Origin of the sequence: Brevundimonas sp. SL130 (assembly GCF_026625805.1) — a bacterium.
Classification (GTDB): Bacteria; Pseudomonadota; Alphaproteobacteria; order Caulobacterales; family Caulobacteraceae; genus Brevundimonas.
Genome location: NZ_CP113064.1, coordinates 1,549,489 through 1,573,233, shown reverse-complemented (window position 1 = coordinate 1,573,233; position 23,745 = coordinate 1,549,489). Strand labels below are relative to the sequence as shown.

Genomic DNA, 23,745 nt, shown 5'->3' with positions numbered 1-23,745 from the left:
TCAATATGACGCCCTGAGCGTGATCAGCATATTCCGAGGCTCGCCATACCAGTTGTTCCAGCTAGTCCCGCCCAGGGTCGTGAAATAGGTCTTGTCGAACACGTTGTTGACGTTCAGCGACAATTCCGAATGCGGATTGAGGCGATACGCAGCGCGCGCATTGACGACGGCGTAGCCCCCCTGCTCCATCACCACGGTGCCGGCCACAGCCTGAGCCTTGCTTTGGGCGACGACTCCGCCACCCAAGGACAGTCGGCCGCCCATCAGACCGGCATAGTGGGTCCACAGCTTGAACTGATGGCGCGGGGTGAAGCGCGAGAAGGGCTGGCCCTCATTGCTGCTGGGCGTCCCGGCGGTGGTGCGGTCGCGTTTGTACTCCGTCTCAACGTAGGTGTAGCCCCCCTGCACGGTCCAGTCAGGCCGGATGCGCCCGGTCAGTTCGGCGTCCAGCCCCAGACTTTCGACTTCGCCTTCAGCCACATAGGCGCAAGTCATGCCCGACACGCACGGATGGTCCGGGTCCAGCTGGGCGCGGTTTTCCTGCAAGATGCGGAAGGCGGCCAGCGAGCTGTTCAGCCGTCCACCGAACCACTCGCCCTTGACCCCGGTCTCGACGTTGACGCCCGTCATCGGATTGATGACCTTGCCGTCCCAGGTCAGGTTGTTCTGTGGCGTAAAAATAGAAGTGTAGCTGGCATACAGCGAAAAGACCTCATCCAGCGCCCAGACCAGACCGGCGTAGGGCGTGAATTCCCCGTCGATCTTGTAGCCGCCGGTCGGCGTCAAAGGGCCGCCGATGGTCGCTCGCCGGTCGGTCGTCGTCTCCCACCAACTGAACCGGCCGCCCAGCACTAGGGTCAGCGGATCGGTCAGATGCAGCCGCGCAACGCCATAGCCGCCATACTGTTCGGTGGAGGTCGTCTGCTCGCCCGCATAGGTCTTGCCAGTCGGGCGCGGCGCGGCGGCCGGATCCCAGGTGAAGATATCAACCGGCCCCATCAACCCCGCCAAATTATAGGCTGTCTGATGGGTCTTGCCGTCCCAGTAGTTGGCGCCCAGGACGATCTCGTGCCGCCGTCCGAAGGCCCCGAGCGTGCCCGACAGATAGGCGTCCAGATCCGTCTCCTCATTGGTGAAGTCGTAGGCGCCGCCATACAGAATCGGCCCCTGGCCGGTCGTCCGGTTCACCGCGCCGAAGGCGCTGGCGTAGGTCAGGTCGCTGTCGCCGTCGATACGGCTGAGCGCAACCTTGCCTTCCCAGTCGCCGACGAAGCTGTGGCGAAACTCAAGGAAAGACTGAATGTTGTTCCAGTTGCGGCGATCCCACTCGGCGCCCGGATAGAAACTGCGCGGCAGGTCGATGACCCCGCCATCGCTGTATCGCGGCACGCCCATATAGGCGCCGTCGTCCTGGACGTCCTGCCATTTGACGGTCGCAGCCAGAATCGTTCGCGGCGTCAGATTCCACTCGGCCGTTCCATAGATCAGACCCTTCTGCCGATGGACCGTATCATAGAAGAAGTCGCGATCCTCATAGACAGCCACCATCCGCCCGCGCAGGTCGCCGTCCGCTGCCAGCGGGCCGCCGACATCGCCTTCCACACGCCAGTTATCCCAGCTTCCGCCGCTGATCGCGCCCTCAGCAGTGAAGTCGCGTCCGGGCCTTTTGCGCACCAGATTGATGGTCCCCGAAGGATTGCCTGATCCCTGCAACAGGCCGCTGGCGCCGCGCAGCAGCTCAACCCGCTGATAGATGGCCATGTCCTCTGTATTGACCGCTTCGTTCCAGCCCGAGGTCGGAATGCCGTCGAAATTCAGGGTGTCGATGGAGAAGCCGCGCGAATAATAGGCGGTGCGCAGTCGCGTGCCCGGCTGGACCGTGACGCCCGGCGCATTGCTCATCACATCATCAAGCGAAACCAGCGCCTGCTGCTCGATCCGCTCGCGGTCGATGATGCTGACGGTCTGCGGAATCTCGCTCAGCTTCAGCGGCATCTTCAACGCCGCGCCCGCAGCCGGCGGCAGCGCTGCGGTGACCACGACATCGGCGAGCGCAACTGGCTCTTCACCCTCCGGAGCCGACTGTGCGAGGGAGGCCGTGGCTATGCCCGCTCCAGCACCGAAGGCGACCAGTGAGACGGCTGCGCGCAGCCTCCATCGAAAGGAGAAAGTCTGAGTTGAAAGGGGCATGGCGACGGCTCGATATGCGAGTGATTATCAGTGCCGCCTAATAGGCACCCTACGCTCCGATGTCTTTCAGATCGCCAGTCTATGTTTTCAGATCGCGGAGCGGTTTCGCACAGCGCTGGGAAGAACGCCGAAACGACGCAGGAAGGCGGCTGAAAAATGCGGCAAGGCATAGCCGGCGTCTTCCGCCGCCCGGGTCACGTCGCAGGCGCCGCTGGACAGACTGCGCCATGCTTCGACCATTCGCCGTTCCCTGAGATATTCGGCGACGCTCATGCCATAAAGGGCGCGGAACCCCGATGTTAGCTTGCGCACGTTCAGCCCAGCGCTGCGCGCCAGTTCCGGCAGGGATGGCGCCTGCCCTGGAGCCGCATCCATCATCTCGCGCGCCTGAACCACCCGGCGAAGTTCAGCCGCGCCGAGCGCCGCCGACGCCGCCCTCGCCTCACCTCGGATAAAATGATTCAGGGCCATAGCGGTCAGTTCCAGCCCCTTGCCACCCAGATAAAGATCGCGCGCCGCGCCGCGCATCGGGCAACTCAGTATCTGTTCGCCTATCGCGGCGATAGACAGCGGCGGCGCGCTGATGAAGGCCGACACAGGCCCAGCTCCGCTCGCCCCCGCGAGGCTCGTCCCAAGAGCCAACGCCTCCTGCTCCAACAGGTCTGCGCCCAGATTTAGGGTCACATACCGCAACGTCCGTCCGGCGGCGTATTGATGTTCCAGCCGCCAAGACTCGCGCCCAAAAAACAGGCACAGCGAGGCCCCTTTCAAGCGTGTAGGCGCGCCGTCAAGCGCCCGCACCGTCAAATCGCCGTCCAGCACTAGGGCGAGCTTCAGCCCTGCCTCAAGGGTCTCCGCGTCGTGCGCGGCCAGCGCAAAATCCGCCTCTCCCCAATTGATATTGAACGCGCCCAGCGGCCGCGCCGACCAGTGCGCCGACTCTCCTATCCGTGGTTCGCTATTATCGCCCATAAAACAAACCTAGCACGAAGCAGTGCTAATGACACGCAACCGCGCGTCCTGTTCGGTCGATATTGGCGAGATGAAAAACGGGAGTCACGTCATAGAAGTTCCCAGGCTCGCCCCCCTATTTGCATGCCGATAGGCGCGCCGGCCGCAGACCAAGCGCCGGCCCCGCTCCGATCAGCCTGAGGCGAATCCACCCGGCCCCTAACGCCCAAAGGCCTCCACCAGCCGTGTGACCGCCTCGCGCTGTTCGACATCGAGTCGGCTCCAGGCCCTGATGAGACGGCCCGATCCCAGCGCCCCATCGCTCTCCTCGCCCAGAAGCTCGGAAGCCTCGCATTTCAGTGCTTCGGCCATCCGCACGAGCTTTGAGGTGGCCACGCGGTTTCGGCCCTGTTCGTACTTCTGAACCTGCTGAAAGGTGACACCGATGGCGGCCGCCAAGGCCGCTTGGGTGATGCCGACGGATTCTCTGCGGTCGCGCACCGCCTTGCCGATGCGAGCATCCAGTCGCTTTTCGTAATCGATCTGAGGAACGGACATCTTCACAGAAGGCAACGGCGTGCGCATAGGGTCAAGCCAGAGGCTGCACACAGAACAATAAGAGAACACCAATTGTCTCAGGTCGGTCATCAGGGAGGAACAGATGGCCAGTCGACCACCCCGCCCCCCCATGACGCACGAAGCGGCGCGTCAAAATCTGGGGCTACACGCTCGATCCTAACTCGGCGCCGACCGTCGCTTTCATTAACGGTGGAGCCACGCTCAGCTGTAGGATCGACCTCGATCGGGTCCCGCTGTTTGAAGGGCATGAAGCGTGGTTCTGGGTCGATGTCTGGACCAACAGCAGGTTCATGACGCCGGATCGGTATGACCCGCCTGAGGGATATGTCAACGCACTCGAACACCCGCGGCACAAGGACTGGCGCACCTATATGACCTGGCTGGCCAACCCTGGTTCCAATCCTAAGGAGGAGCCGCCTGTACCTGCCGTATGCCTCTTTCAGGGGCATAGTGACTGGAGGGAGGTGGAGTTGGCCAAGGCAAGGGCTGATTTCTAAAATCGCACGGGCGGATCCCGCGACGTTCCGGCCATGGACGCCTCACGAGCCGTATGGCCCGTAGGCGCCGGTTGAGCCGGATTCATGGATGGCGCGGATCACGGGCGCCGCGAGAGTCAGGACGTCCAAGCTCGATTGAGGCGAGAGCAGCTGAAGCCTGCCAAGCTTCAAGAAGGAGCGCTTGACAGTTCCTCTGGACTAACGTCGTTATAGTTGCGCTAAACACAACCTTAAGGATGTATAGATGGGGCTGGTGCAACGCTGTAGGACGGCCATGGATCTTCTGGAGGCCGAAGAGACCGAGGAAGTGGCGGAAGCCATTGATGGCGTGGTGGCGGACCTCCTGCGAGAGCGGGCGACTACCTATTCCGAAGGGGCGGCGATCCTCGATCTGATCGCGAGAGGCCTTGAGATGGACGGCCAGCCGCGACTAGACGCTCTGGACCTCAAGGCCCTGCGCAACATCAGCGCCTGGATGAAAACTCAGGTCCAGTGACGCCTTCTCCCAACCGGGGGACGGCTCCACGCATGTCGCCGCAAGATACGGGTTTTGACCTTGGGTTTGGTGCCGATAGCATTGTGGGAGGCGAGCGTAGACGCCTTGTCAGAGGCCATGACCGTGCATCAGACGAAGGCGACATGCCTCACACGGATCGCCTTGCCCGTTCCACGGACGCCGGTCAGCGGGATCGGGGCCTAGCCCAGCATCGATGCAACCGACCTCACAGATTGATGACCGCATCGACCGCCGCGATCTTTGAGGGCGCCGTGCAATGCCTAAGGCTGCGCCTCTAGAGGGCGACAGGAGTCGAACGTCATGTCTGTGGTCTTGCTGTCCCCCATCGCCTTGGCGCGCCTCGCGGTGTTCGCGCGCGGTTGCGAGGCCCTTCCGCCCGGCCTTTCGGCCGAGGAGTTCGCGCAGGCGCTGTATCAGGCCAATCTTGAAGCTTGGCTTGCCTGCTATCCAAATCGAATATCAGAGTTGGACGGTCCGTCTGTTGATCCGGGTGAGGCGGTCGCCTTGCCGGTTCCAGCTTTCGACCCGATGGCGCTCATCCGTACCGCCCGCGACCTTCTCTACAACACCGGACTCGGCGCCGACGATCCACTGACCACGGCCTTGAATAAGACCATGCAAAGCGCAGCCGGTCGTCTTCAGGCGGGGGCGCGATAGAAGGCTCATGCGTCGTGACAAGCCGCGCGAGCCGGATCGCTGTTCGCGCCTGCACCCCGGTCCGGCTCAACACCCGACGATTGCTCGGCGCCAGGATCCGTCGACGATGGACATGCACAAACAGACCTCGGTCTTGGCGGAAAGTCGTCTGCCTTGCGACAGCTCTTCATCGCGTCCGAAAGGAGCGCGGAAACCTCATCGGCGGCTCAGGTAAAGCGCCACTGGGGTCGCCGGCTCAATTCGTTCGCCAGACGCCTCTGGGGGCGGCGGCAACGGCAGCGCCCGGCGCATTTCGTTGAAAAGGCGGGCTCGGGCGATTGGCATTAGGGGCGTCGCTGATTGACTCTGGTCGTTGAGACGGGAGGTTCAGCGGTGATGGGCGAACGGTGGATTGGCCACCTAAGACGGCTCCTAGAGGCTTACTCCCTTGCCCCGCCCCTGACAGACTTCCGCAATTCCACGCACGCCGACGACGAGCTCCACCTCCTGTCCGACCGGCAGAGGCGCGGCGCCAGGCCTAAGCCGGGCGTACTGCTCGACCCGAGCCTCGCCCTGAACGATGACATAGGGCTGTGCGCCCAATTCGTCGTGAAACCCTGACTTGACCACCCGGCCACGCAACCGGCCCGGCCGCGCCTGTCGGACCTGCGTGCCCGCCTCCAACCGCCGCCCGTTCATCGTCCGGATGATGTCCCGGCGAACCTGGAGCGTCCGCAACTTCGTTTCCATCTCGGGATGGAGCCGGTAACGCCGACCTTCCCGAGACGCCAACCCCAGGGCCTCGAGGTGGCGCAGTCGTCCGCGCGACAGCGTCGTCCAGGCGTCGGTCCCGCCGACACCGTCCTCGACCTGTCCAGCGCAATCCTGCGCCGCGATCAGACGCCGATCCAAGGCCGTGAACTGATCGGCCTGGGTCAACTTCCAGACTCGCCGTTCGGCATCCTGCCGCGACAGGTCGCCGAGCCGCTCCTGCGCCACCTCCTGCGCCCGGGCCCTGAAGCCATAGCCGATGTAGTCCCTCGGAATGACCAGATCCCGACCATCCCCTCGCCTGCCCCGCACCAGCACATGAGCGTGCGGCTGGTCGGTGTCGTAATGGCAGGTCGCTCGCCAATCGAGACTCGGCTCTCCGAGGTCCGCCGAGACCCGCGCCATGACCTCGCGCACATAGGTTTTCAGATCAGCGATCCGATCACCATGCTCGGGCGAAATGATAAAGCGGAAATGATGCCGATCCCCCTGCCAACCGCCGACCATTTCAGCGGGATCAACATCATCCGACGCACGATCGAAGAAGTGGGCCTGCGATCCTTCCAACCCCGCCCCTGCCCGCCCGAGGTAGGCCACATGCTTGGCCAGGGCCACGCCGCGCTCGGCGCCCCTGCCCATATGCCGTGAGATCAGCGCCTTCACGATCACCCGCTGGCGCACGTCGAGCCGGAACGGCCGGCCTGACCGCTTCTGCGCCGCCCGCAGCACCCCCGATCGGTCGCCCAAGGCGAAGGTCCTTGAACTCGCCAGGCGACGCATCAGGCCGACCCGGACGCCGACCTTATCCGGCTTCATCGACAATGGCAGACGAACGGCCAACGTCGCCTCCGCAAGCGCCGGGTCCGGCTCGACCCTTGCCGCAATCCTATCGCCCACCAGCATGGTCGCGCCTCCGCATTCTCCCTGGCAAGGGCGTCAGGACGGCAACTCAACGCAAGTCGTCCGATGCCTCAAACCGTGCCGCTAACCCACTGACAAAATACGCGAAACGAGAACGGCCAAAAACCTCTTTTATCTTGCTCTCCCACCCTTTTTGCAGATTGTCATACATCCCGATCAAGACCCGACACGCCCGATCAACTCAAACCCCAAGAGACCGCGCCGGCGACGAGATTCGCCCCGTCGCGGCTCGCCCGACGACGGACGCCCCCGCATGACAAACAAAAACCCGCCCGGCTGAAGCCGAGCGGGTCGTTGATCTCAGTCTCGATCTATCAGGCTGCCCGAGCCTTGATGGGCACGTGCCGCAGTCCGTTCTCCAAGGCCTTCTGTCCCAGGTTGAGCGCGGGTCCGAACGGCCGCTGCGCCTCCCGCGCCCGATCCACCGAATGGACCAGGGTCAGGCAAACCTCCGGCTCGAGCGCGATCAGTTCGTCGTTCGCCCGGAACGGAGCCGCCTTCCCATGGGTGTCGAAATCCGCCCGGGCGAGGATCAGCTTCACCCCCTTCTGCTGGGCCCATTTGATCGCGAGCTTCTCGGAGCCTTTCGCCCCGGTCGTCGCCAGGGCCATGTCCGGCCACTCCTGTCTCGCCCAGTTCAGGGCGTCGAAGATCCGCCCCGCATCCTGCGCACTGTCGGCCGAGGGCGCGCCCCGGAAGGCGACCACCGGACCGCCCGGGTCGGCCTCTCCCGCCTTCCGGTTGCGGATCGCCCGGATCGCCTGTTTCGCCTCCAACTGGGCCGCTGTGAGATGCGTGCCGCGCCGCGATCCCCGCCAGGCCGTCCAGACCTCGCCGGTCGCGATCGTCCAGGTTTCGGACGCCGCATCCCGGATCAACTCGCAGGCCTGGGTCGCCGCATCGCCCGCTCGGGCCTTCGCCGTGGCGTCCTGGAGTTCGGCGTCGGCCGCCTCCGATCCGTCGAAGTCCCGGTCGAGCGATCGCATCGTATCGCGGGCCCGGTCCGCATCTCTCTCGATCCGTCCCGCCGCCGAATGAAATGCGCCGATCAGGGCCTCTCCCAGGATGGTCTGATAATCCTCCAGCGCGGTGTCGGAGATCAGATCCACCAGCTCGGTCATGAGCGCGCGCCCGAGCTGGACCAAGGCGGCCTCCGTCGGGTGCGGACGCCCCTCGCCCAGGGACGCCGTCAGGTCGTCGAAGGCGGAGTCGGATTTCTGGGAAGCGGAGGCGATGAAGGGATGGCTGTAGAAGGTCATTGGAACATTCCTTTGAGAAAGCCGTGCGCCCCATGCGCAACGACCCCGGTCTTGGCCCTATCGGGGCCCCCGGCAGTCACCGGAACGGGTCGCCGCTTGCGACCCGTGGAGGGGAACGGCGCAGCCGTTGACTTCCGGGGTGATAGGACAAGATCGGAGGGCGTTGTGTGGGGGCAGGTCGTCGTCGCCCTTCGCGACGACGACGCAACTCGGCGCATCGCTTGCGCCGATGCGGACGAGGATGCAGCGCCTGCGTGTCCCGACGGCGGCGAGCCGCCGTCCTGTCGAGTCCAAAGACCGGACAACACAACAAGACGGCGGCCTCCGGGAGGCCGCCGTCGATCATCACCGCCTTCATGTCGAAAAAACGAAGTTTGTTGTCAGACCAGGCCGGCCAGGCTGAGGAGCGACGGGACGCCCCCCGGCGGCGTCCGATAGCCCACCTGCGCGTGGCCGACGCAGAATGCGCCCCTGGCCACCGGCCGGCCGCATAACGAGACCCCCGCGCGGCCGGGATCGCCGTAAGGCCAGCGGCACTGACCGCATCCCACCGTCAGGATCGTCAGCCCACCGCTCGGCAGGTCGGGCGCGCGCCCGGTCGGGACCGATCCGGCGCCGGCCGCCGCCCGCTCGACCGGCTTGGCCACAGGCCTTCCGATACGCGCCCTGGGCGCTGCGGTCTGGGAGACTGGCGGCCTCCCCGGCCTCCCCGCCGACAGGCCGAGACGGTGAACCTTTCCCAGCACCGCACTGCGGCTGATCCCGTTCTGCAGTTCGCGAGCGATCTGCTCGGCGGTCCAGCCCTCGAGCCAGAGTGTCTTGAGGCGACCGATGCGGTCGTCGGTCCAGGCGGATGTGGTCATGGCGGAACTCCGAAGCCGGCAGGCCTGATCGGCCCGCTCCCCTCCGCCCTTCCTCCCGCCTTCCGGCGCCGCCGGCGTCACAGACAAACGGCCCGGGTCACAGGAACCCGGGCCGTCGTTCGCGAGGGAGCGGTCAGAACGGAATGTCGTCGTTGAGGTCGTAGCCGCCAGCAGGCTCCTGGACCTGCCGATCGCCGGAATCAGTCCTGGGGCCTGCCGCCCGGCGGTTCTTGAGCCGGATGTCGCTGACGATCAGACGCAGGTCGTAGTGTTCGACCCCGTCCTTGCCGGTCCAGGTGTCGTTCTCGACATGGCCCTGGAGGACGACGCGGCTGCCTTTTCTGGCGAACGGCGCGATGTAGTTCTCAGTCGTCGCCTCGCCGAAGCAGACGCAGTTGAAGCCGGTGGTGCGTTCGCCCGGCGTGCCGTCGGCCTTACGGTAGCGGGTGGTCTCCAGCACGCGGAAGCTCGCGCGCTTCCTGCCCGAGCCCTGGGCCGAGAGGATGGAGGGATCGGCGGCCAGATAGCCTTCGATGACGAGGGATTGCATGGTCAGTCTCCTGAAGATGAAGGGTGTGAAGAGGTCAGGCGGCGGCGCGGCCGCCTTCCGCCGCCTCGCCGGGGCCGCCGTCGCGCGCCTCGGCCCAGTCGAGGACGGTCAGACGATTCACCACCAGCTCCTTGGCGGTGCGTTCCTGGCCGTCCTTCGTCGCGTAGGCCGTGTCGATGAAGGCGCCGGTGACGACGGCCTCGCAGCCCTGGGCAAGCCCGCGCGCGATGACCTTTTCGTTCAGGCCTTTCGACCAGCTGACGCAGTTGACGCCGACGAGCCGGTCCTTGCCGGACGCCTCGACACCCCGCTTCTCGAGCAGGCGAAAGACGGCCTTGCCGAAATCGTCGCTGATCTGGGGATCGGCCGCCAATCGGCCGGTGAACACCATGGTCTGCATGTCAGTCTCCTTATGATTTGAAGCCGCCGGGAGACGATCTCCCTCATCCCGCTTCGCCCGAGGCCGCCCTTCCTCCCTCCCCCCTCCTTCCCGGGATGGCCTTCGCCGGCCCTCGGCGCCCGCCGCGCCCGCCGCGCCGGGCGCAAGCGGAGCGACCCGACCGAGGCCCCCGGCCGCGGCAGGGCCGCCGCCCCTTTTCGGCGCGACGGCCCCAGCCGGTCCGTCGTCACTCCGCTGCGTGGGCCAAGGCGTCCACACCGGAGGCCGTGACCTCAAAGGCCCCGGCGCCGTCGGTCTTGTCCTCCGACCCTGGCGCGCCGGGAGCGTCGGCCGCTGTCCCGTCATCGCCCGCCCCTTCCACAATACCCGTCTCTCCCCCGTCCGGATCGGTCGCGACGGTCCACGACAGGCCGGCCGGCGCCCAGCGACGGGCGGCCGCCTGCTCGGCCACGCGCGCGACCAGCTCGGGCTTTTTCAGGACGGCGGCCCGGACATCCGCCTGGCCCATGGCCTCGAGCATGGCCAGCAGGAGCGGCTTGGAGTGGGGCGTCAGGAACGGCGCATCGGGCGTCCAGTGCCGCGTCAGGTCTGCGCCGGCGAGAGCGGCCAGTTCAGCCGCCTCGGCTCGGGCCGGACGACGGATCAGGCTGGTCCGCTCCTCCCGCAGATCCAAGCTCAACGCCGTCAACTCGGCGAGCAGGCTCGCGCGATCGGCGTCATCCAGGCCATGCACCCATCCGATCAAGGTCCGTCCTGACGCCTCCCAGGCGGCGCGCCGGTCGTCGAGCCGCTGACGCACGACGCCGTCGAGCATCTCGATCACCCGTCCGCCGGCGGGGTTGAAGGCCTGAGCCGTAATCGCAAGCGCGGACTCGCTGCGGGGGCCATGCGTGCGACGGACGATCTGACCGAACAGCCGGGCGATCAGGGCCGTCATCGCCGTTTTGGGATCGTCCGCCAGGGCGCGGATCAGACCCCGCGTGGCGGCCTCGGTCCTCACCGCGTGGAGCGCATGATTGACCCCTTCGACCTCCGGCTCAGGCGCGGCGGCTTGAGGCGGCGAGAACGGCGAAACCTGCGGATCAACGTCCCAATCATCCTCCGTCTGTGGATCCGGATCGTCGATGACCTCCGGCTCCACAGGGGTCCAGGAACGGACCTGGATCCCGGTCCACCTGTCCGGGCTGAGCACGAGGATCGTGACGACCCGCCCGCCCAGCGCGATCTGGTCCATAGCGAGTTTCGCCCGTATCATGTCCGCCAGGATGGCATCGACCTGGCCCGGCTCCGTCGTCTCGGCAAGGATCTCGGCGGCGGCCTCCGACGCCGCCTCATGGCAGGACCGGGCCTCGCGGTAGGCCGCCATCTCGGCCGCCGGGAGCATGCCGCCATGGACATAGCCCGGCGTCTCCAGGTCGTCGGGAAGATCGGGCTCGCCACCCGCGGTGACATACACCGTCAGCCCTTCGGCTTCGAAGGCCAGGGCGATCTCCCGGGCGCGCCTCATCCACCCCTCGGTCAGAAGGGCCGGATCGAGCAGCACCGGGGCCCGTTCGCCGAACAGGTCGGACTCCGTGCGACCGCCCGCAGCCGCATAGCGTTCAGAACCGACCAGGGTGCAGCGGGCGTCGTCGGCGTTGACTGCGCTGACGTCCAGCCGTTCGTTGACGCGCCAGTCCTGGAAGCCATGGCCGTCGAGCGCCAGGCGGGCGAGTTCAACCTGCTCTTCGCGATCCGGAAGCCGCGCCAGCAGCTTCGCCTGCTTCAGGGTGAGCCGGCCCGCCTTCAGGGCTTGCAGGGCGACCTCCGGGAGAGCCGAAAGGGCCGCCAGCCGCTTCACCTCGATCTCGGCATAGCCCAGCGCCCGGGCGATGACCGGAACCTCCAGCTTCGCACGCAGCATGCGGCCGATGGCGCCGATCACGTCGGCGACATGGACCGGCACGGCGGTGTTGGTGAGAACGACGGCCGCCGCCTGGCGAGCCGGATCGGTCTCGACGAAGACATCAACGAGGAAGCCGTCGTCGATCCGGCCCTGCGCGACGAGCAGGCTCAGCGCCAGAAACCGCCGACGCCCGTCGAGCGCCATATGGGCCTTTTCCTTTCGTCGCCCCGGGCGAACCGTCAGCGGCTGCAGCTGGCCGGCGGCGAACAGGGTGTCGGCCAGCTGCGGGATGTCGTTATCGGCCGGTTCGCCGGCGCGAAGGTTCTCAGGGGCGACGCCGAGATCGCGCAGGGCGACGAACTGGCGGACGCGCGCGGCGGTGATCTGGAAGGGCGTCGGGGCGTCGGCGACCTCGGGGGCGGTTTCCGGGGCGACCCTGGACGCGCGAGCGGCGGATGATCGGGGCATGGAGGCTCTCCAACCGGCCGCCGGGGACCATCCCCGCCGCGCCGGCGCCCCTCAGCGCCCTCCCTCCTTCCTCCCGGTCGCAGCCGCATTCCAGTCCTCGAACGGCTCCGGCGGCAGGGCGACGGAGACAGCGACGCCGAGGCTGCAGAGCCGGGACCGAAGGCGGGCGGCCGCCCGCTCGCCGGCGACGCCGCGGTCCGCCGCGATGAGGATGCGCCCGACCTCCTGCGGCGGAACCCAGGCCGAGAGATTGTGCGCCGACATCAGGGCCCAGCCGGGTCGTCCGAAGCGCTCGCAGGCGGACAGGACCGTGAGGACGCCCTCGCCGACAATCATGTCTTGCGCCTGAGGCGACAGCCTCACCGCCGAACCGGGCGGCACGACGCCCACCGTCTTGCGGGGCAGACGAAGCCGGTCCGCGCGGCGGCCGTTCGGATCGAGGTAGACGAGTTCGACCGCCGTCATCCGTCCGCCCGCATCGGTGATCCGGGCGACCAGGGCTGGGCGGGTCGGTCCTCCCGACTGGAACACCGACACCGGGGCGTCCGGATGGTGACGCAGGTCCTGGAGAAAGCCCGGGCCCAGCTCCACGCTTCGCCCGACCAGATAGCGATGCGACACCGACCCCGGCGCGAGCGGGCCCGCGCCGTTCCACAGTCGCTGAGCGGTCGCGACGCGTGCGGCACGATCCGGCCGGATCGCGGACACTGACGGCCCTGATCGCCCCACACCCGCGATCCGGCCCGAGCCATCGATGAGGCGGAGCTCCGCGAGATGATCGCGCACGGCTCGCCAGTCGGCGGCGCCGAAACTATGGATCACCACCCGGTCCTCGCTCACGAGCAGGGAGATGGAGCGGTCTCCGGCGCTGTGGCCCGGCGCCGGCACATTGGCGCGCCGCCCGCCCTGGTAGAGGTCGCCGCCCAAGGCGGCGACGATGGCGTGCAAACTCATGGCGACCTCAGATCAGGCCGAGAGCTTTGAAGCTGGCCGTCCCTTGTCGACCGATCACCAGATGATCGTGCACCTGAAGGCCGAAGACCCGAGCGGCGTCGACAAGCTTGCGGGTCATCTCGATGTCGGCGCGCGACGGCGTGGGGTCGCCCGATGGATGGTTGTGAACGAGGATCATCGCCGAGGCCGACAGGTCCAGAGCGCGCCGCACCACTTCCCGGGGATAGACGGGCGCGTGGTCCACAGTGCCTTCGGCGACCCACTCATCCCGCAGCAGGTTGTTTCGGTGATCGAGATAGAGAACTCTGAACTGCTCTCTCGGCCAATGCGCCAGGGCTGCGCGGACATAGGCCTGAAGGGCGTTCCAGGACGCGATGGCGGGCCGGCGGCAGGCATCAACCCGGGCGAGCCGCACGGCCAGTTCGCGCAGGATCTTCAGGTCGCTGAGAACGGCAAGCCCGGCATCGCTCGATCGCGTCAGTTCAGACAGATCCGCCGCCGCCACCGCGCCAAGGCTGCCGAAGCGCGCAAGAAGGTCGCCCGCCAGCCGATCCGGATCGGCGTCGGATCGGCTCAGCATCAGGCCGAGCAGGGTCTGGTCGTTCAGGGTCTCGTACGCGAGTGTCGGGATTGGCGGGCCGGGTCGCGCGGTGTCGCGACGACGAGGATCGGTGGCCGGGCTGGGTTTCAGGGTCATGGCGGTGTCCTTTGCCGCTCCACTACGGAGCGTCCGCCGCAGGCCTTCCTTTCCCCTCCAGCGGGGCTTGTCGCCAACCTTAGGCGCAGAAGACAGCGCCTGGATTGCAATCGACTCGCCGTGCGTAACCGCGTCACTCTCCCGAAAATACACTTCAGAGACGACTCCCCCTGACGGGCGTCCAGCCGAATCATGCCGGCCTCTGGCGTCAGACAGCCCGACTCGGATTCTTTGCGGGCACAGCTTGCCGAAGCGGAAAAGATCAGTGTTTCTATGACTGAAAGGGTCAGCCTCAGCGCGAGGAGCCGGGATGGCAGCGTCGAGGCCAGAATCACCTCACGGCGGATCGCATGGCTGACGGCTTCCTTACGACACAGGTCAGGAAATTTTAAAACACTCGCGACAGGAGAACTTTACGCCTTCATTGCTTGACAGAAGTGTTCCGACAATTGCATTCCTTTAGTTGCAATCCGGATTGCGCGTCTCTCAACTCCTATCAAGGTAAAGTTATGTATAACGAGAATGAAATCCAGGAATTGACTGCAGACCAGATTGATATGGTCAATGGCGCCGGACTGACCTGGACGGAAGTTGGCAACTTCCTGAAGGCCGCCGCAGCTCCGCTGGTCCAGCTTGTCATCGACATCTTTGACGACGAGCCGGCTACTGCTGCGTGAGTAAAAGATGCCGCCGTAAAAGGCGGCATCCATTTCCAGTTTTCTGGTAAAAATTATGTCGTGAGAGATATTTTGTCTAGAAATCTGATCCGGTTATTTGGTGGCGTTGTTCTATCTGCTGTTCTGGCATCATGCGCGTCGGCTGCAGAACCCGTCCAAAGTGATTTTACGCTTGGTGACGATGGACGCATCTACATCCAGACCGTTGTGTCGGGTCAGAGTTTGAACGCCCTTGTTGATACCGGGCTTTCGTCGCCGTTCCTGACGACGCCAGCGACGGCATCACGGCTTGCACTAAGGTTCATCCCGATCGTCAGAACGGCACCCATGCGGGGCGTCGACGGCAGGGGCGTCAGGGGCCGGATAGCCGGAGTTAAGATCACCTCCCTCGGCGGCGCGCCGGGTGACTGGGATCTGGCGGCGGTTGTCGTGGACGTCCCGATCCTGAGGGCCGAGGCTATGGTGGGAATGGATTTCCTGGATGGTTACGATGCGGCCTTTGACTTCAGGCTCCGGCGCCTCACTCTGGACGAACCCGGGCAGGCTGAAACCGGCGCTGCCGGGTTCGTCAACTGTGACGCCGCCAAACCCCGTTTCAGTCTGGATGATCGGTGCGAGGCGACGGCCATTTATGTGGATACGGGCGGTCAGACGACCCTGATTAATCCCCAGATGGCCGCTCTGCTGAATGTCCAGGACGGATCCGAAGGTGTGCCGACCGTTATTCGCGGAGCATCGGGTCGAGAGGTCTCAGCGATCCGCTACAACAGACCGATCTTGGTACGGGGCCTCCCAGTCGCCTCCGTTGTCGTTGTGGACTTCCCGCCACGCGGAGGCTGTTCTGCTCCATGCCCGGAAATGATCCTCGGCATGGACACCTTGGGTCAGTTCGCCAGCCTCCGCCTCACGCGAAAATCTATAACCATCACGCCGTAGCTCTCAGGAGGAGCCTGACGCAGCGGTTGTCAGGCTTGGGATCGGGAACACATCCATCTCCATCCAGCCCCTGCTGCTTGGTTTAAGGGCGATGTCTCTGGGGTCACCGTGCGCGATACCACGGCCGTCGAGACGGTCATGTCCGCTGGCGTACCTCTGCACAGGGCGCCCGTCGGCATCGGGGACCATCCACAGCGCCAGGGAGCGGCTCTGATCGGACTGCCTCTGCTCGCCCGTTTTGATCTGACACTGGACGATGCGGGACGACGGATGTTGACCGAGCCCATACCGGACCTGGTCCGAGAGCCATTCGCCAGGGATCGGCTGGGGCTTGTTCTTGAGGCTGGCGACACTGGCGGGTCTGTCCTGCATGTCGCAAGGCAAAGTCCCGCAGAACGGGCAGGCATCACCCCTGGATCCGTCCTATCTCGGTCCCGCCCGCCAGGCTTCAGCCAGACCGCCCCAGCCTCGACTGCGGCTCCGCTGCGCCGCCTGGCGCTCAGGCGTGCGACGGCAGCGCAGAGCGTCGGGAGCAGCAGACCCGCAAGGGCGCCACGAAAGGACCGAGGAGGAAAACTCAATCTGCCTGACACAGGAACGGTTGAGATCCTTTCCATTGCAGCGTCGCCCCCCCCCCCTGCGGTGCTTTCAGGTCGTGACGGTTGGCCGATGACCACGCTTCGAGCGAGGGATCGTGCCGAGATTCTCCATCAGGGTCAGAAGCGGGGCCCGATGAGCTGGGTCCATCGCCCTCCACGCCTGAAGCAGGCGAGCCACATCGCTTGCCGGCCCCTCGGATGTCGCCGCCTCATCGTCTCCGATCAGGGCGGTGACCGGCACACCTAGGCATCTAGCGACAAGCCAAAGCCGCGAAGCCGCAATCCGGTTGAAACCGTTCTCGTATTTCTGGACCTGCTGAAACGTCACGCCGATCCGCCTGCCGAGTTCGGTCTGGCTGAGGCGGGCCGCACGGCGGTAGGCCTTCAGTCGTTCACCGACCTGACGGTCGAAGGCTTGTTCAGGGTCGGTCGGAGCGGGAGACTGTGAGGCAGGCTGGGGCATGGCCCCGACATAACGCGAATTCGGAATGTCGTGACAGTCAAAACACCACATCAGCGTTGTCGTTGCAGTCAGCGGCACACGGTGATGGTGTAGTGCAATCCGTATCCGACAAGCTGTTTTGGCTGACCAAGCCCGTGTTTGCTACGATGCACCTCTACAGCCCAACCAACGAGATCTGACCATAAGGGTTACTTCGTTTCTCACAGGGAAAGATTCCGAGATATCTGTCAACGACGGATTTAATGCCATCATCGGCGGTCTGGGCTCGGGCAAATTGACGCTGTTGGAGTATCTGCGGTTCGATCTACTTTGGGGTCGCATTCCAATGTCGCCTTCCGGCGGATTTCGCACGCTCCCGTCGTATGCTGTCAGGCCGCCACTCGACGGTAGGAGGACAAAACTGCACCTTCACGGGCCGTCCGGTCGGGGTTGGGCCTGGACTCAGGCGCGCAACCCACTCGCCCGGCCGGGCGGGCCAGATGTCGCGCCTGGCGAGGAAGCCGACGTCCGCCCTCACGGCCGATCAACCTAAGATTTTCCGCTGCAAACGCCGGTCTAGCCTCTATATGGACGTCGTCAGTCCTTTACCGGCCCAGCCATGCCCCGATCTTCTACGACCTCCAGCACCCTCGACGTCCTGATCGGCGCCGCGATTCGAGCGCATCGGAACGATCTCGGATGGAGCCAGGCTGACCTGGCCGCTCGGATTGGCGTCACCTACCAGCAGGTCCAGAAGTACGAGACGGGAGCCAATCGGGTCGCCGCCACCACCCTGGCCTCTATCGCCGCCAGCTTGGGATGCGCGATCTCTGCCCTGTTGCCTGAAGATGACGATGCTTTGCCAGCGACGGATCTCATGCACCAGATCCGAATGGCTGCAGCCGCCCTACCCGAGGACAAGCAACAGCTTCTTCTCGACGTGGCGAAGGCGTTTCTTCGCGGGGCACGACCCGAAGGCACGTCTCCGGCGAGCCGGCATGCCGGGACCAATGCGCCTGACGCGCGCTGACGTCCTCGCCCATGGCTGAAGAGATCGAAAGGATCGCCGCCGCGCGCCTCACCCGACAAGAGCGGCGGTGCCTCGAAGGCGTCGCGGACCACCTGCAGGCCGGCGAGATTGCGGATCGCCTCGGGCTTGCCGTTGCCACGGTGGAGTCGCACCTCGCCAACGCCAGGCGCAAGCTGAGCGTCACCAGCAGTCGCGCAGCCGTGCAGCTTCTCCGTCAGGCCGGCTGTCTCCATACCGGGTATGGAGAGGGTTTTTCCATTATCGCCCTGCCCGGCGAAACCTTGCCTTCTGCTCCGGACAACGGAGCTGCTTATGACAAGAGATCACGACCTTCCCCAGTGGGACTGGGCGGACCTGGAGACGGTGCTTCAGGAGACAGCGCGCGACGGGGCGCATCGCAACGCGGTCCTGCACATCCTCCAGACCACCCGCGAGACCGCGTTCAGTCTGTCGACGACGGATCTCCTGAGGGAGGTGCTGGCGCTGGGCGCGATCGCCCACAGTCGATCGGCCTCCACATCCCGCCCATCCCCCCTCGCGGCCTCTTGCCGCGGGTCGGCCTAGTTCTCATCGCTGCCTTGTTGGTGGTGGTGATCATGGCCGTGCTCGTCTCGATCCATACCCTCCTCCAGTAGGCTCCACTATGGATTTACAGGAGTTCCCATGAACCGCTCGGACTTCGGCCAGGATCTGGCCCGCCGTCTCTATTCGACCGAACACGCGCTCGATCACGCCTTATCCGAGGCCGCCCTGCTTGTCTCCAGTATGACGGCGGGGCGCGTGGATCAGAAAATCTCGGCCGTGATCGGCCAGGATGCACTGGCCAATATTCTCCAGGCCATGAACACCGTCGGCGCCGCCCGCGGCGCCGTCGTCGCCGCCCATCACCAGATGAAGGCGGACGCCGAGCGGATGCGGATCGAATGGCGTCTCGCCGGTCCCGAAACGAAGCCCGCAGATGATCGCCCCATCCGCGAGACCAGCAACGCCCGCCATCTCACCGCCGTGTCCTGAGCCAGGCCGCTGACGCTCGCCCTCTCCATCACGGCCTACTGGGCTCTGACGGCCGCGAGCGTCAGCTGGTGTCTGTTCGCGGGTCGGCGGCCGGAGCGGATTGCAGCCGCCTCAGTCCTTGCGGCGTTCGTTGCAACCCAGATGGTCACGCCTCTCGAGATCTCCGGCTGGCGTGTCGGCGTCGCGACTGTCGATGTCGCGACATTCCTCGCGCTCTTCTGGCTGACCGTCCGGTTCGACCGCTGGTGGCTCGTGGCCGCCTCGGGCGCGCAGTTGGTCACGGTGCTGACCCATGCCCTGGCGTTGGCCGCACCCACCCTCCTGCTGAGGACAAATGTCGAGGTGCGGTGGATGCTTGGCGTGGCCCTTCTCGCCCTGCTGGCCGTCGCGCCCTTCGAGGCCCGCCGACTGATGCACACCAGCGCGCGGTCCTGAAACGGCGACACCCTGATCATCGTCCTGACGAAGCTCGAGACCAATACCGCTTCGGCCCGCCGCCTCGACGCCAACAGCTCGTCTTGCGATAGATTTACACCCTCATGAGTTGACATAAACGCCTCCGGGCCGCACTCCACGGGGTGGGATCAGGCTCAAAAACCCAATCCTGCGATGTGAGCGAAGCAGACATCGAAGGCGACCGCGCCGGCTCTCCCACCCCGCACACCGACCTAACAGGACCGCCCGCAACAGAGCGTTCGGACCTCAAACCCAGACCGCCGGCGACGCCGGAGCGGTTGGATCGCAGATGACAGACCTTTTCAGAAAAGAAGCCGTCTCCCATGCGACGCGCCGACTGGCCGGCGAAGTGGTGCTGGCGTCATCGACGCCGTCCCGCGTCCTCGGCTTTCTTGCCTGCGCCGTCGTGCTCGCCGGGGCGCTCTTTGCGTCCACCGCCTCCTATGCCCGGCGCGAAACCGTGTCTGGCTGGCTTGCGCCCAAAGCGGGCCTGATCCGCGTCCCCGCGCGGCAAGGCGGCGTGGTCGCTCAACTGCATGTCGAGGAGGGGCAGAGGCTCGAGGTGGGACAACCGATCGCGACGGTGACCCTGTCCTCGGCGCTTCTATCGGGGGACAGCTACGTCGCCCTGTCCGAGAGCTTCGCCACTCAGGGCGTGGCCGCTCAGGCCCGGGCTCAGGCCGCGAGGCAAGCTCTGGAAGCCGAACACCGACAGATGACAGGGCGGCGCGCCGCCCTGGTCAGAGAATTATCGGAAACCCGCCGGAGGATCGGGTTGCAGCGCCAGCGGCTCGAGTTCGCCCGCAGCGAAGTTTCGCGCGCCGAGACCATCGCGGCCCAGGGCTTCCTGCCCCGGCGGGAGCTAGAATCCCGGCGCTCGGCGGAGCTCGTCGTCGATCAGGAACTGTCGGAATTGTCAGCCGAGGCTCTGACGTACGAACGAGAGATCGGAGAGGTCGACGCCCGTCTGACCGCCATTCCGATCGACCTCGCCGTAGCCGCGGCGGAGGCAAGCACGGCGCGCGCCGGCCTCGATCAGCAGGTCACCCAGGCGGCCGTCCAGTCGACCTATGTGGTCGTCGCCACGGTCGCCGGCCGGGTGGCCGCCCTGCCCGTCAATCAGGGGCAGACCGTCGAGCCTGGCGTCGCGATCGCGGTCATGACAGCTGGCGACTCTCCCCTTGAGGCCGAACTCTACGCACCGACGCGCGCGTCGGGCTTCATTCACGAGGGACAGGACGTGCGGCTCATGTACCAGGCCTTTCCCCACGAGAAGTTCGGCACGGGAGAAGGGGTTGTGACGTCGGTGTCCAGGACGGTGCTCGCTCCGGCGGAGGTAGCCATTCCGGGCCTTCAGGCGAGTGAACCGGTCTTCCGCGTCCGCGTCAGAATGAAGAGCAGCACGGTGTCCGCCTATGGACGACGCGTTCCCCTGCAGCCGGGCATGCTGCTCAACGCCGACGTCGTGATCGACCGACGCTCTCTCCTCGAATGGCTCCTGGATCCCCTCTACGCCGCAGGACGACGCAAATGACGGGCTTTCCCGAACTGAACTTCGGCCGCAGTAAGCGGCTTCCGATTATCCAGGGCGCTGAGGCTGCGGAGTGCGGCTTAGCCTGTATGGCGATGATTGCGCGCTTTCATGGCCACGACGTCGATCTGAACGGCCTCAGGCAAAGGTTTTCCCTGTCGATGTCCGGGGCGACGCTCCGAAGCATAATGGGCCTCGCCGACGGCCTCGGCTTGGCGCCGCGGGCTCTAAAGGTTGACCTGAAGGCGCTGGAAAAGGTCCGCGTTCCGGCCATTCTGCACTGGGACCTGAACCATTTCGTGGTGCTGAAGTCGATCCGAAACGGCAAGGCGATCATCCACGATCCCGCCCTAGGCGCGCGGTCCCTCTCCCTGGCCGAACTCTCCAACCATTTCACCGGGGTGGTGCTGGAGGTCGCACCGTCTGACACCTTCGCGCCGATCACCGCGCGCGCCCCCATCAGGCTCACGAGCCTCTGGTCAAAGATAGTCGGTTTCTGGCCGGCCTTCTTCCAGATTCTCGGACTATCGGTCGCCCTGCAGGTCGCGGCCTTCGCCATGCCGTTCCAGATGCAGCTGGTCGTCGATGAAGGCATACTCAGGGCGGACCGCGATCTGCTGACGGTGCTGGCGCTGGGCTTCGGAGCGCTCGTCGTGATCCAGTCGGCGATTGAGGCGCTTCGCGCCTGGGCCCTGCAGGTCTTCGGTCAACTCCTCAGCTTCCAGATGGTCGGGAATCTCGTCCGCCATCTGATGCGCCTGCGCAGCGACTGGTTCGAGAAGCGGCATGTGGGGGACATCATCTCGCGGATCGGCTCCGCGTCCGCTATTCAGGACGTTCTCACGCGAGGGGTTATCGCCGCGATCATTGATGGCCTGATGGCCGTCGTCGCCGTGGTGATCCTGCTTCTCTATTCTCCAATCCTGGCTGCGGTGGTTGTTGCGGCGGTGGCGACCAACCTGGCGATCGCGTTCACCGTCTTCCCGATGCTCAAGGCGCGGACGGAGGAACAGATCATCTCGACGGCATATGAGCAGTCGCACATCATGGAGACTGTTCGCGCAGCGACCACCATCAAGATTATGGGCCGTGAAGCGGAGCGTGAGAGCGCCTGGCGAAATCTCTACGCCAACGTGATCAATGCGTCCGTGTCGGTTGGAAAATTCCAGATATCGCTCAGCTTCACACAGGGCCTCGTGACTGGCCTGCAGACCGTTCTGGTGATCTATCTGGGCGCCAAAATCATCTTGGACGGAGCCGGATTTTCTGTCGGCATGCTGTTCGCCTTCCTATCGTTCAGGCAGACCTTCACCGACCGGGCGAACGCGCTGATCAACCAGGCCATCCAATTCAAGTTCCTGGGCCTGCATCTTGATCGCCTCGCGGACATCGTGACGGCAGAGGCCGACACCCCCCAGGTCACGCCTACCGCCCTGGCGGTGCGCGGCGGCATGCGGCTTCGCGATGTCGAGTTTCGCTATGGCGACGCGGATCGCCTCATCCTCGAGGGGCTAAACCTGGATGTCGAACCCGGGGAATTCCTTGCCATCACAGGGGCGTCAGGCGGCGGCAAGACCACGCTCCTGAAGTTGATGCTAGGACTTCAAGCGCCGACCGGAGGTCGGATCGAACTCGACGGACGTCCTGCGACGAACGCGTCCTGGCGGGCCTGGCGCGAGCAGGTCGGGGTTGTGGCTCAGGATGATCGTCTTCTGTCCGGCACGATCGCGGACAATATCGCCTTCTTCGACCCCGATCTCGACATGCAGCGTGTGCACCAGGCCGCCTGGGCCGCCCAGGTGCACGAGGACATCGTCCGCATGCCGATGCAGTATCTGTCCCTCGTCGGGGACATGGGCTCGACCCTCTCGGGGGGGCAAAAACAGCGCGTCCTGCTCGCGCGCGCCCTCTACCGCCAGCCGAAGATTCTGGTCCTAGACGAGGGCACGGCGAACCTGGATGTCGAGACGGAAGAATTGATCGCGGACCTGATCGCCGCCCTGCCGATCACGCGCATCGTCGTCGCGCACCGCCCGGCGCTGCTGAAGCGTGCGGATCGGGTGCTCGTGGTGCGGGGCGGCGTGCTCGTCACGGCCGAGCAGTGCGCCGCCCTCGCGGCCGCTTGACCCGCGCGACACCGCGCGTCGAGCGACCACTGCACGTCGGGCGCCCTTCTCAACGAGCGCGGGCGAGGCACGGAGAAGCGACGCTCAGTCACATCTTTAGGTGTATATTTGCACAACCCGAACGTTGCACACTGCTTTTCACCCCGGCATCGTCGAGACGCGTCAATTATGACGCGACGGAGGTTGGAATGCAGGACGACGGGATGCGCGCATTGGTCCTGCCTCGCTTTGGTGGACACGCAGGCTAGCTTTTCGGAGCTGGAGGGGAGTGTCTGATGCGTGTTGAACGCCGGGTGTTTCCGGCTTCGTTCAAGCGGGAGGCGATTGACCGGATCACCAACGACGGCCTGAACGTCGGGGCTGGGCAGGTCACTCGCGATCTGCCCTTCACATGAAGGGACGCGAGGCGCTGCACAAGACTCCCGGGGAGCCCGAATCAGATCGCGCCTCTCGGATGAATGGGCCTGAGCCTAGCTCATGCTTCTCAGCCGTTGGAGCGCGGTTAACACCCGCTCCAAAAGGCCGTCGGCGGCGTTGCCGGAAAGCCTTATGGCGGACGCATGCAATTGAAGCTGGGTTCGAATGGCCTCCAACCGGCCGGCGGATGTATTCATCCGTCCAGCGGCGAGCATTGGAAAGCGCTCGGATTCAGGCCATTTGCAGCGAAGCATGGCCGCCCCCCCCCCCACCCCTTCCCTTTAGTCGGCTTGGCCTCCCTCCGCCGGAAAGGCGCAGCCCGACCAGCCGGGGAGCCGCCCGGTCGCGGTGCGGCGCTCTCTAAATGCCGTGCTACGGG

22 protein-coding genes and 1 pseudogene are annotated in these 23,745 nt (G+C 65.4%); 11 read left to right on the top strand and 12 right to left on the bottom strand.

Features of this window, described 5'->3' with window-relative positions; all coding sequences use genetic code 11:
- The 3 genes from OU998_RS07840 to OU998_RS07830 all read right to left on the bottom strand — a co-directional run bounded on the left by OU998_RS07840 (position 1) and on the right by OU998_RS07830 (position 3,726).
- On the bottom strand, positions 1-2,040 hold the full coding sequence (locus OU998_RS07840) for a TonB-dependent siderophore receptor (protein ID WP_267516416.1): 2,040 nt from the start codon (positions 2,038-2,040) through the stop codon (positions 1-3).
- 237 nt (positions 2,041-2,277) lie between these two features.
- Complete coding sequence (locus tag OU998_RS07835; protein ID WP_267516415.1) at positions 2,278-3,162, bottom strand: helix-turn-helix transcriptional regulator; 885 nt, start codon at positions 3,160-3,162, stop codon at positions 2,278-2,280.
- Positions 3,163-3,360: 198 nt separating this feature from the next.
- Positions 3,361-3,726, bottom strand: coding sequence for a helix-turn-helix domain-containing protein (locus tag OU998_RS07830; protein ID WP_267516414.1), 366 nt, complete (start codon positions 3,724-3,726; stop codon positions 3,361-3,363).
- A gap of 735 nt (positions 3,727-4,461) precedes the next feature.
- Between OU998_RS07830 and OU998_RS07825 the strand changes: the two genes are divergently transcribed.
- The gene (locus OU998_RS07825; protein ID WP_267516413.1) at positions 4,462-4,713 is read left to right on the top strand and encodes a hypothetical protein; all 252 of its coding nucleotides are present in this window, start codon (positions 4,462-4,464) and stop codon (positions 4,711-4,713) included.
- Between the two features lie 333 nt (positions 4,714-5,046).
- Complete coding sequence (locus OU998_RS07820) at positions 5,047-5,391, top strand: hypothetical protein (protein ID WP_267516412.1); 345 nt, start codon at positions 5,047-5,049, stop codon at positions 5,389-5,391.
- A gap of 411 nt (positions 5,392-5,802) precedes the next feature.
- On the opposite strand, the gene OU998_RS07815 is transcribed toward OU998_RS07820, so the two are convergent.
- The 8 genes from OU998_RS07815 to radC form a co-directional block, all read right to left on the bottom strand.
- A complete protein-coding gene (locus tag OU998_RS07815; protein ID WP_267516410.1) occupies positions 5,803-7,044 on the bottom strand; it encodes a DUF3363 domain-containing protein in 1,242 nt (413 codons plus the stop codon).
- Between the two features lie 332 nt (positions 7,045-7,376).
- Positions 7,377-8,321 carry a DUF2493 domain-containing protein gene (locus tag OU998_RS07810; protein ID WP_267516408.1) on the bottom strand — a complete coding sequence of 315 codons (945 nt, stop codon included), beginning with the start codon at positions 8,319-8,321 and terminating at the stop codon, positions 7,377-7,379.
- A gap of 380 nt (positions 8,322-8,701) precedes the next feature.
- Positions 8,702-9,184 carry a GcrA family cell cycle regulator gene (locus tag OU998_RS07805; RefSeq protein WP_267516407.1) on the bottom strand — a complete coding sequence of 161 codons (483 nt, stop codon included), beginning with the start codon at positions 9,182-9,184 and terminating at the stop codon, positions 8,702-8,704.
- A gap of 133 nt (positions 9,185-9,317) precedes the next feature.
- Complete coding sequence (locus tag OU998_RS07800) at positions 9,318-9,734, bottom strand: single-stranded DNA-binding protein (protein ID WP_267516405.1); 417 nt, start codon at positions 9,732-9,734, stop codon at positions 9,318-9,320.
- A 34-nt stretch (positions 9,735-9,768) separates the two neighbouring features.
- Complete coding sequence (locus OU998_RS07795; protein ID WP_267516403.1) at positions 9,769-10,134, bottom strand: single-stranded DNA-binding protein; 366 nt, start codon at positions 10,132-10,134, stop codon at positions 9,769-9,771.
- 226 nt (positions 10,135-10,360) lie between these two features.
- Positions 10,361-12,487 (bottom strand): ParB/RepB/Spo0J family partition protein, encoded by a 2,127-nt coding sequence (locus OU998_RS07790; protein ID WP_267516401.1) that lies wholly within the window; start codon positions 12,485-12,487, stop codon positions 10,361-10,363.
- A gap of 51 nt (positions 12,488-12,538) precedes the next feature.
- Complete coding sequence (locus OU998_RS07785; protein WP_267516399.1) at positions 12,539-13,441, bottom strand: toprim domain-containing protein; 903 nt, start codon at positions 13,439-13,441, stop codon at positions 12,539-12,541.
- Positions 13,442-13,448: 7 nt separating this feature from the next.
- Entirely contained in the window at positions 13,449-14,138 is a 690-nt protein-coding gene (radC, locus tag OU998_RS07780) for a RadC family protein (RefSeq protein WP_267516398.1), read from the bottom strand.
- Between the two features lie 509 nt (positions 14,139-14,647).
- Between radC and OU998_RS07775 the strand changes: the two genes are divergently transcribed.
- Together OU998_RS07775 and OU998_RS07770 are read left to right on the top strand one after the other, a co-directional pair.
- Positions 14,648-14,815 (top strand): hypothetical protein, encoded by a 168-nt coding sequence (locus OU998_RS07775; RefSeq protein ID WP_267516397.1) that lies wholly within the window; start codon positions 14,648-14,650, stop codon positions 14,813-14,815.
- Positions 14,816-14,875: 60 nt separating this feature from the next.
- Entirely contained in the window at positions 14,876-15,751 is an 876-nt protein-coding gene (locus OU998_RS07770) for an aspartyl protease family protein (RefSeq protein WP_267516396.1), read from the top strand.
- Positions 15,752-16,399: 648 nt separating this feature from the next.
- On the opposite strand, the gene OU998_RS07765 is transcribed toward OU998_RS07770, so the two are convergent.
- On the bottom strand, positions 16,400-16,864 hold the full coding sequence (locus tag OU998_RS07765; protein ID WP_267516394.1) for a helix-turn-helix domain-containing protein: 465 nt from the start codon (positions 16,862-16,864) through the stop codon (positions 16,400-16,402).
- A gap of 547 nt (positions 16,865-17,411) precedes the next feature.
- On the opposite strand from OU998_RS07765, the gene OU998_RS07760 reads away from it, so the two are divergent.
- From OU998_RS07760 to OU998_RS07735, 7 genes and pseudogenes are all read left to right on the top strand, one after another.
- Positions 17,412-17,822: a helix-turn-helix domain-containing protein gene (locus OU998_RS07760; protein WP_267516393.1), complete on the top strand. Its 411-nt coding sequence runs from the start codon at positions 17,412-17,414 to the stop codon at positions 17,820-17,822.
- Between the two features lie 11 nt (positions 17,823-17,833).
- Positions 17,834-18,019 (top strand): annotated as a pseudogene (locus OU998_RS17070) (helix-turn-helix domain-containing protein); the annotation flags it as partial.
- Between the two features lie 115 nt (positions 18,020-18,134).
- Positions 18,135-18,386, top strand: a complete 252-nt coding sequence (locus tag OU998_RS07755) for a hypothetical protein (RefSeq protein WP_267516391.1) — start codon at positions 18,135-18,137, stop codon at positions 18,384-18,386.
- Between the two features lie 99 nt (positions 18,387-18,485).
- A complete protein-coding gene (locus OU998_RS07750) occupies positions 18,486-18,836 on the top strand; it encodes a hypothetical protein (protein ID WP_267516389.1) in 351 nt (116 codons plus the stop codon).
- Positions 18,837-18,977: 141 nt separating this feature from the next.
- Positions 18,978-19,271 carry a hypothetical protein gene (locus OU998_RS07745; RefSeq protein WP_267516388.1) on the top strand — a complete coding sequence of 98 codons (294 nt, stop codon included), beginning with the start codon at positions 18,978-18,980 and terminating at the stop codon, positions 19,269-19,271.
- A gap of 310 nt (positions 19,272-19,581) precedes the next feature.
- Positions 19,582-20,826, top strand: coding sequence for an HlyD family efflux transporter periplasmic adaptor subunit (locus tag OU998_RS07740; protein WP_267516387.1), 1,245 nt, complete (start codon positions 19,582-19,584; stop codon positions 20,824-20,826).
- The gene (locus OU998_RS07735) at positions 20,784-22,949 is read left to right on the top strand and encodes a peptidase domain-containing ABC transporter (protein ID WP_420709820.1); all 2,166 of its coding nucleotides are present in this window, start codon (positions 20,784-20,786) and stop codon (positions 22,947-22,949) included. The genes OU998_RS07740 and OU998_RS07735 overlap by 43 nt, the downstream gene beginning before the upstream one ends.
- Positions 22,950-23,745 lie beyond the last annotated feature (796 nt).

Bases quoted from the DNA above. Each gene is read 5' to 3' on its own strand.
- OU998_RS07835 (WP_267516415.1), bottom strand. From the start codon at position 3,162: ATGGGCGATAATAGCGAACCACGGATAGGAGAGTCGGCGCACTGGTCG.
- OU998_RS07830 (WP_267516414.1), bottom strand. From the start codon at position 3,726: ATGCGCACGCCGTTGCCTTCTGTGAAGATGTCCGTTCCTCAGATCGAT.
- OU998_RS07825 (WP_267516413.1), top strand. From the start codon at position 4,462: ATGGGGCTGGTGCAACGCTGTAGGACGGCCATGGATCTTCTGGAGGCC.
- OU998_RS07815 (WP_267516410.1), bottom strand. From the start codon at position 7,044: ATGCTGGTGGGCGATAGGATTGCGGCAAGGGTCGAGCCGGACCCGGCG.
- OU998_RS07810 (WP_267516408.1), bottom strand. From the start codon at position 8,321: ATGACCTTCTACAGCCATCCCTTCATCGCCTCCGCTTCCCAGAAATCC.
- OU998_RS07805 (WP_267516407.1), bottom strand. From the start codon at position 9,184: ATGACCACATCCGCCTGGACCGACGACCGCATCGGTCGCCTCAAGACA.
- OU998_RS07800 (WP_267516405.1), bottom strand. From the start codon at position 9,734: ATGCAATCCCTCGTCATCGAAGGCTATCTGGCCGCCGATCCCTCCATC.
- OU998_RS07795 (WP_267516403.1), bottom strand. From the start codon at position 10,134: ATGCAGACCATGGTGTTCACCGGCCGATTGGCGGCCGATCCCCAGATC.
- OU998_RS07790 (WP_267516401.1), bottom strand. From the start codon at position 12,487: ATGCCCCGATCATCCGCCGCTCGCGCGTCCAGGGTCGCCCCGGAAACC.
- OU998_RS07785 (WP_267516399.1), bottom strand. From the start codon at position 13,441: ATGAGTTTGCACGCCATCGTCGCCGCCTTGGGCGGCGACCTCTACCAG.
- radC (WP_267516398.1), bottom strand. From the start codon at position 14,138: ATGACCCTGAAACCCAGCCCGGCCACCGATCCTCGTCGTCGCGACACC.
- OU998_RS07775 (WP_267516397.1), top strand. From the start codon at position 14,648: ATGTATAACGAGAATGAAATCCAGGAATTGACTGCAGACCAGATTGAT.
- OU998_RS07765 (WP_267516394.1), bottom strand. From the start codon at position 16,864: ATGTGGTGTTTTGACTGTCACGACATTCCGAATTCGCGTTATGTCGGG.
- OU998_RS07760 (WP_267516393.1), top strand. From the start codon at position 17,412: ATGCCCCGATCTTCTACGACCTCCAGCACCCTCGACGTCCTGATCGGC.
- OU998_RS07755 (WP_267516391.1), top strand. From the start codon at position 18,135: ATGACAAGAGATCACGACCTTCCCCAGTGGGACTGGGCGGACCTGGAG.
- OU998_RS07750 (WP_267516389.1), top strand. From the start codon at position 18,486: ATGAACCGCTCGGACTTCGGCCAGGATCTGGCCCGCCGTCTCTATTCG.
- OU998_RS07745 (WP_267516388.1), top strand. From the start codon at position 18,978: ATGGTCACGCCTCTCGAGATCTCCGGCTGGCGTGTCGGCGTCGCGACT.
- OU998_RS07740 (WP_267516387.1), top strand. From the start codon at position 19,582: ATGACAGACCTTTTCAGAAAAGAAGCCGTCTCCCATGCGACGCGCCGA.
- OU998_RS07735 (WP_420709820.1), top strand. From the start codon at position 20,784: ATGGCTCCTGGATCCCCTCTACGCCGCAGGACGACGCAAATGACGGGC.